This window comes from Agrobacterium sp., assembly GCF_032092815.1.
In the GTDB taxonomy this organism is placed as follows: Bacteria; Pseudomonadota; Alphaproteobacteria; order Rhizobiales; family Rhizobiaceae; genus Agrobacterium.
This window is the reverse complement of sequence record NZ_DAMDBP010000087.1, coordinates 1-6,065: the sequence shown is the minus strand read 5'-3', so window position 1 is coordinate 6,065 and position 6,065 is coordinate 1. Positions and strand designations below refer to the sequence as shown.

6 protein-coding genes and 2 pseudogenes are annotated in these 6,065 nt (G+C 49.7%); 5 read left to right on the top strand and 3 right to left on the bottom strand.

The window, feature by feature from the left end; all coding sequences use genetic code 11:
- Positions 1-55: 55 nt before the first annotated feature.
- A pseudogene (locus RT613_RS23585) lies at positions 56-289 on the bottom strand (integrase core domain-containing protein); the annotation flags it as partial.
- Between RT613_RS23585 and RT613_RS23580 the strand changes: the two are divergent.
- The 5 genes and pseudogenes from RT613_RS23580 to RT613_RS23560 form a co-directional block, all read left to right on the top strand.
- A pseudogene (locus RT613_RS23580) lies at positions 282-878 on the top strand (DDE-type integrase/transposase/recombinase); the annotation flags it as partial. The pseudogenes RT613_RS23585 and RT613_RS23580 sit on opposite strands and share 8 nt — an antisense overlap.
- 108 nt (positions 879-986) lie before the next feature.
- Entirely contained in the window at positions 987-1,631 is a 645-nt protein-coding gene (locus tag RT613_RS23575; protein ID WP_313618795.1) for a class I SAM-dependent methyltransferase, read from the top strand.
- A gap of 288 nt (positions 1,632-1,919) precedes the next feature.
- Positions 1,920-3,086: a nucleotide sugar dehydrogenase gene (locus tag RT613_RS23570; protein WP_313618794.1), complete on the top strand. Its 1,167-nt coding sequence runs from the start codon at positions 1,920-1,922 to the stop codon at positions 3,084-3,086.
- A gap of 60 nt (positions 3,087-3,146) precedes the next feature.
- On the top strand, positions 3,147-3,638 hold the full coding sequence (locus RT613_RS23565; protein WP_313618793.1) for a glucuronosyltransferase: 492 nt from the start codon (positions 3,147-3,149) through the stop codon (positions 3,636-3,638).
- Positions 3,635-4,066 (top strand): glycosyltransferase, encoded by a 432-nt coding sequence (locus RT613_RS23560; RefSeq protein WP_313618792.1) that lies wholly within the window; start codon positions 3,635-3,637, stop codon positions 4,064-4,066. Before RT613_RS23565 ends, RT613_RS23560 begins: the two co-directional genes overlap by 4 nt.
- Before the next feature lie 51 nt (positions 4,067-4,117).
- Here RT613_RS23560 and RT613_RS23555 read toward each other — a convergent pair whose 3' ends face one another.
- Positions 4,118-5,074: an NAD(P)-dependent oxidoreductase gene (locus RT613_RS23555; protein ID WP_313618791.1), complete on the bottom strand. Its 957-nt coding sequence runs from the start codon at positions 5,072-5,074 to the stop codon at positions 4,118-4,120.
- A 173-nt stretch (positions 5,075-5,247) separates the two neighbouring features.
- A complete protein-coding gene (gene alkB, locus RT613_RS23550; RefSeq protein WP_313618796.1) occupies positions 5,248-5,898 on the bottom strand; it encodes a DNA oxidative demethylase AlkB in 651 nt (216 codons plus the stop codon).
- Between the last annotated feature and the right edge of the window lie 167 nt (positions 5,899-6,065).

Genomic DNA, 6,065 nt, shown 5'->3' with positions numbered 1-6,065 from the left:
GTCATTCCATTCCGTCAAGCGTAAACCGACGTGCTCTCAAAACGGCGCTTACCTTCCAAGCTGCGATTTCGATCCTCGCCTGCGTCAGTGACGAGAACAGTGTTTCGTTGAGGCATTCGTCACGGAAGCTTCCGTTGAAGCTCTCTACGAAGCCATTCTGCATAGGCTTGCCCGGTGCGATATAATGCCATTCGACGTGAGTGTTTTGGCACCATTCCAGAACGGCCATGCTGGTCATCTCCGTGCCATTGTCGGAGACAATCGTCCGCGGCTTGCCTCGTCGGGTGATGAAGGTTCACGGCATGCTTCTTCAGCGCCATACGGGTGCAATCGACACCCGTCGCCACGATGGCCGCGTCGCCGTCGAGCAATCCAATCTGCGTTGGTGTTCAGACGGGTTAGAAATCGGATGCGACAACAAGGAGAAGGTGCGCGTTGCTTTCGCTCTCGATTGCTGTGATCGAGAGGCCATCGCCCATGTCGCGACAACCGAGGGCATCAAGAGCGAGGACGTCCAAGACCTTGTCATCACGGCTGTTGAGAACCGTTTCGGTCTCATCAACACCCTTCCAAAGCCAATCGAATGGCTGACGGACAACGGCTCCTGCTTCATCGCAAAAGAAACCAGATCGCTGCTTATCGATATCGGCATGGAGCCCTGTTCAACGCCCGTTCGAAGCCCCCAATCCAACGGAATGGCCGAAGCCTTCGTGAAAACCTTCAAGCGAGATTATGTCTCGGTCAACCCTTTGCCGGACGCCATAACCGTCATCGCGCAACTGCCCTCATGGTTCGAACACTACAACACCCTTCACCCGCATAAGGCATTGGGGTATTGCTCGCCTCGTGAGTTCTTAGACCGTCAAACTGAAACCTGATCCTGTCCGGTTTTTAAGGGGCAACTCCACTTGCCGACAATAAATGCCTTTGACCAAGGAGCCCGCAAGATGAATTCTAGCTCATGGAAATAAGCTGGAGATTCGCAAATGACGGCGGCGTTGACGCGGAGTAACGACTACCAGGAGCTTGCGGATGATTATCACCATGGAAAACCTAACAGATCTCTTTCATACCTACTCCCGGCAATACTTAAAGGTCTTGAGAAAAATACATCTATTCGTCGGGTCTTTGAAATTGGATGCGGAACGGGAGATCTCGCCAATTTGCTGACCAGGAAAGGTTATATTGTCCTCGCAAGCGACCCCTCGATCTCCGCAATTGCGAGTGCTCGCTCGCGGTTTCCTGACCAACTATTTGAAGAAGCATCTGCCTATGAGGATCTCCATGCTCGTTTTGGCAAGTGGGATGCGGTAGTGTCAATGGAAGTCATCGAACATCTTTATCGTCCAAAGATATTCGCTAAAACTGCATTTCGTCTTCTTGCAAACAACGGTACTTTGATAATTTCAACACCATATCATGGGTACTGGAAGAATCTTGCCTTGGCGCTCTCGGGCAAAATGGATGACCATTTCATGGCATTGCGAGATCATGGACACATTAAATTTTGGTCCGAGAAAACAATTGCCGTATTGCTGTCGGATGCAGGATTTAAGTCAATCGAAATTATACGCACCGGTCGCATTCATCCACTCGCGAAATCTATGGTAATTATCGCCCAGAAACCATGAACACCTTAAACAAATGCGCTTCATTTCTGACCCATTTTGATGCAACCCCCTCGTATGAACCTGAACTTTTAGCGTGCACTTGCCAAAACACAAAACGAATGAAGAGGGAACAATTCGATCACAATAAACGATATTGTAAGATTTTGGCGCAACCTGCGTCGTCGTAGTGAACGCAAGAAACCAGCCAGATTGACAAAACCTTATCAATAAGTGAGGATAATCATTATTGATTAGGTACATTGGCGTCGCCTAGGGCGGCATTTTTTACTCAATTTGTGAAGCTTTTATATGAAGATTGCAGTCGCCGGACTTGGTTACGTTGGTTTGTCCAACGCCGTTCTTATCGCCCAGCATCACGAAGTCGTCGCTGTTGATCTGGTTCAACAGCGTGTTAATCTCGTTGCAGCTCGCAAATCACCGATTGTCGACGAGCACATCGAAGAATTTCTGTCTACAAAGGAATTGAACCTGTCGGCCACCACCGACAGTGCGTCTGCCTATACGGGCGCCGATTTCGTGATCGTTGCAACACCAACTAACTACGACCCGCTAACAAACTACTTTAATACAACGGCCGTTCAGTCAGCGGTCAATGCTGTTCTCGCAGTCAATCGTACCGCGTGCATCGTCATCAAGTCGACGATTCCTGTGGGCTTTACAGAATCCCTGCGAGAGCAGACAGGTTACGACAACATCATCTTCTCGCCGGAGTTTCTGCGTGAAGGTAAAGCGCTTTACGATAACCTGCACCCATCGCGTATCATCGTGGGTGATAAATCGGATGCAGCCAAGGCTTTTGCGGATTTGCTCCTGGAGGGCGCCATCAAGAAAGATGTGCCTGTCCTGTTTACGGGGCCTAGCGAAGCTGAAGCTATCAAACTGTTTGCCAATACGTATCTCGCAATGCGCGTGGCGTATTTCAATGAAGTGGATACCTATGCAGCTTCACGCGGACTGACGACACGGGAAATCATCGAAGGTGTTTGCCTCGACCCACGCATTGGCAACCACTACAACAACCCATCTTTCGGTTACGGCGGTTATTGCTTGCCGAAGGATACCAAGCAGTTGTTGGCAAATTACAGTGAAGTGCCTCAATCTCTTATTCGTGCTATTGTCGATTCGAATTCGACACGAAAAGATTTCATTTCTGAAAGCATTCAGAGACTGTCTCCGAAGATTGTCGGCGTTTACCGCCTGACGATGAAGGTCGGTTCCGACAACTTCAGAGATTCATCCGTTCAAGGCGTGATGAAACGTATCAAAGCCAAGGGCATTGAAGTTGTGGTTTACGAACCAAGCTATCATGAAAATGAGTTTTTCCGTTCCAGGGTCATCAAAGACCTGGAAGAGTTTAAGTCTTGTAGCGATGTCATTCTAGCAAACCGCATCACGCCTGAGATCGCTGACGTGACGCAAAAAATATATACCCGCGACATCTTTGGTGTCGACTGAGCCGCGCCTGATGCGTTCGCGTATCAGGACATTTTAACGGCAGCATTCGTGAGGTTATACATGAAAAAGAATATTCTTGCCGTCGCATCGAGCGGCGGGCATTGGCAGCAGTTGTTGCTTGTTTCTGAAGCATTCGAAGACATGTCGCCTGTTTTTGTCACGACAAAAGAAGAGTTGCTGCGCCAGGCCGGCAAACAGGGGCGCGTGGTCAATGACTGCAATCGCAATCAACCGCTTTTGCTGCTCAAATGCTTTATCGAGTGCGCAAAGATTGTTTACACCGTTCGTCCAAAGGTGATTATTTCCACGGGCGCTGCACCTGGCATTATTTGCATGATGTTTGGCAAGCTCATTGGCGCCAAGGCCATCTGGATCGACAGTTTTGCCAATGTCGAGCAGTTATCAATGTCGGGGAAGATCGCCCGTTACATCTCCGACACCTGGCTTACGCAGTGGGAGCATTTGAGCGACAATCAAGGACCAACCTATAAAGGGGCCCTGTTATCGTTACTGTCGGAACGCAGCTTACCTTTGATCGCCTTATCAAGATGATCGACGACATTGCGCCGTCTCTCGATGAAGAAATTTTTGCGCAGGTAGGCGTCAGCACCTATCAGCCGCAAAACATGAAGTTCAGCGCTACAGTTGATCCAATTGATTTTGACCGCACATTGAAAGAATGCTCGGTTATTATTGCTCATGCTGGCATCGGCACTGTGTTGAAAGCCTACAAATACGCCAAGCCGATCATTCTCGTTCCCCGATTGTCTTCGATGGGTGAACATCGCAACGACCATCAACTCGCAACAGTATCGCAGCTCCGCCAGCGCCCAGGTATTTATATCGCCGAGACGCAGGAAGAACTTGCAAATCTGTTGAGCCAACCTTTGGAGGTGGTCAAATCCACCGAAGACACCAAGGTAAGCCAACTTCGTTTAAAAACATACGTTCGCGAAACGATCCTCAAAATGATCGCATAAGGCAAAAAGCTCCCTTAATGGGAGCTTTTTAATATGAGCCGTAAAACACCCTCAATCAAAGCGGCCGCTACTATCGGCACTCCAACGCTGAAATGCGGACGGAAGCATGCCCGATTTTGCATATGTCTTTCGCTCAAGCCAACCCGGCACAACATCCGTCGACCGGACAAGTTTCGTGACACGGTCCGGATGGATTCCCAAGCCCAAAGCTGAAAACGGTTTCAGTAAGGTTGCTGCTGTTGTCACAACAAAGCGCGGCACGAGAAAAGTTCTGGCCATCCGAAAATACTCATTACGAAACGCCTCAACAATCTGTTCAAGCGTATAGCGATCGGGATAACAGCCGTTGAACAGAATAAAGCGTTCTGTCTGCTGAACCGAAAAGTCGAGCGCATCCAGCAAATCACCAACGTAGAAACACGCTTTTATCGTATCCTTGCGTCCGGGATAAACGAAAAAGCCTTTTCCAAGCAGCTTTGCCATGCGGGTAAAGTTACCACCTTCACCATGTCCGAAAACAACAGCAGGGCGGCAAATGATCAATCGCCTATTTTCGTTTTCGTCAAACCAGGCACGATGAATACGTTCGGCCATAAACTTAGACCAGCCATAAGCTGACTCAGGCGCTGGCGGCGTATCTTCCTGTTTGGTTTCTTCACTTGGTCCATATACGGAGATGGAACTGGTGAAGACAATTTCGCGGATATCAAAACGTCGTGCAAACGCCGTTATTTCAGTCGCACCAAGAATATTGGTTTCATAATATTCGTGCGTCGGATGACCAGGCGTGGTGTGAACTGCCGCAAAATTATAAATGCGCGTTACACCTGCATCGATATCAAGATCTGAGAGGTCTCTGACGTCCGCCAGCCGGTAATCCACCCCAGCAAGTTTCTCACGTGGTGGCTTCCGATCAACGGATATGACTTTTACTCCGCCTTTGACGAGACGCCGGATTAAATGCGTGCCAATAAAACCGGATCCACCAAAGACAATATGTGTTTCCATAATCGCGGGCTTTCTCGTGCAAAACAGTCACAGGTCAGCAAACGCGACATCCCCCATTTCCGCGCAGCCATCATGATGTCATCGAATATCTTAATTTCATTAATTTACAGTGACTTGCGACACATGAGCGCTGTTTTACTGCGGACATTTCTCCACTCACCGCTCCAAAACACTCAAAACGCCCTGCGAAATGTGAGATTATATCGAACATGGCCCGTCCGTGGGTGGTCGCCATCTTTCAAGGTCAGGATGCCGTGATAAAACAGGCGTGACGGGCCGCCCCACACCACAACATCGCCGTGTTGCAGCACATATTTGGCAACAGGATTAGTCCGTTTCAGCCCACCGAATTGAAATGTCGCAGCCAGCCCAAGTGATACCGAAACGATCGGATTTTTGAAGTCTTTTTCATCCTTGTCCTGATGCAGAGACATGCGTGCCCCGGGCTCATATCGGTTTATCAGGCACGCGTCGGGCGAAAATCCATTATATCCCGCCTCTGCTGCAGCTTCTTCGGCCAATTGCCGAAACACAGAAGGCATCGCGGGCCATGATTTATCTGTCTCCGGGTCATTGCCCTGATAACGATAACCACGGCGGTCCGTAACCCAGCCGGCATCTCCGCAATTGGTCATCGCAACAGACATCGAAAAGCCGCCTGGAGTGACCATGTTGCGAAACGGCGATTGACTCGAAACCAGCCGCACACCTTCCAGAAGATCACTTTCACAAGGCACTGCACGCCGCCGTAACAGCACAGCACCGTCGGCCAAGTCCTGCCGTGCTGGTTCCGACGTTTCCAAAGCTGCGAACAGATCATCCATCATGCGTGGCTCCTACAGCAAGTCTTCACGGCAAATTCCGCAGTCATAGTGTCGCATGGTTTAGGCGCCTTGAGCACCCGTTTCATGCCCTGCCCGCCAACTCAAGCTTGTTTAGGTGTTTAGTCCCACAGTGTGATGGCGTATCATCGTCGCGATCACAGAGGGAT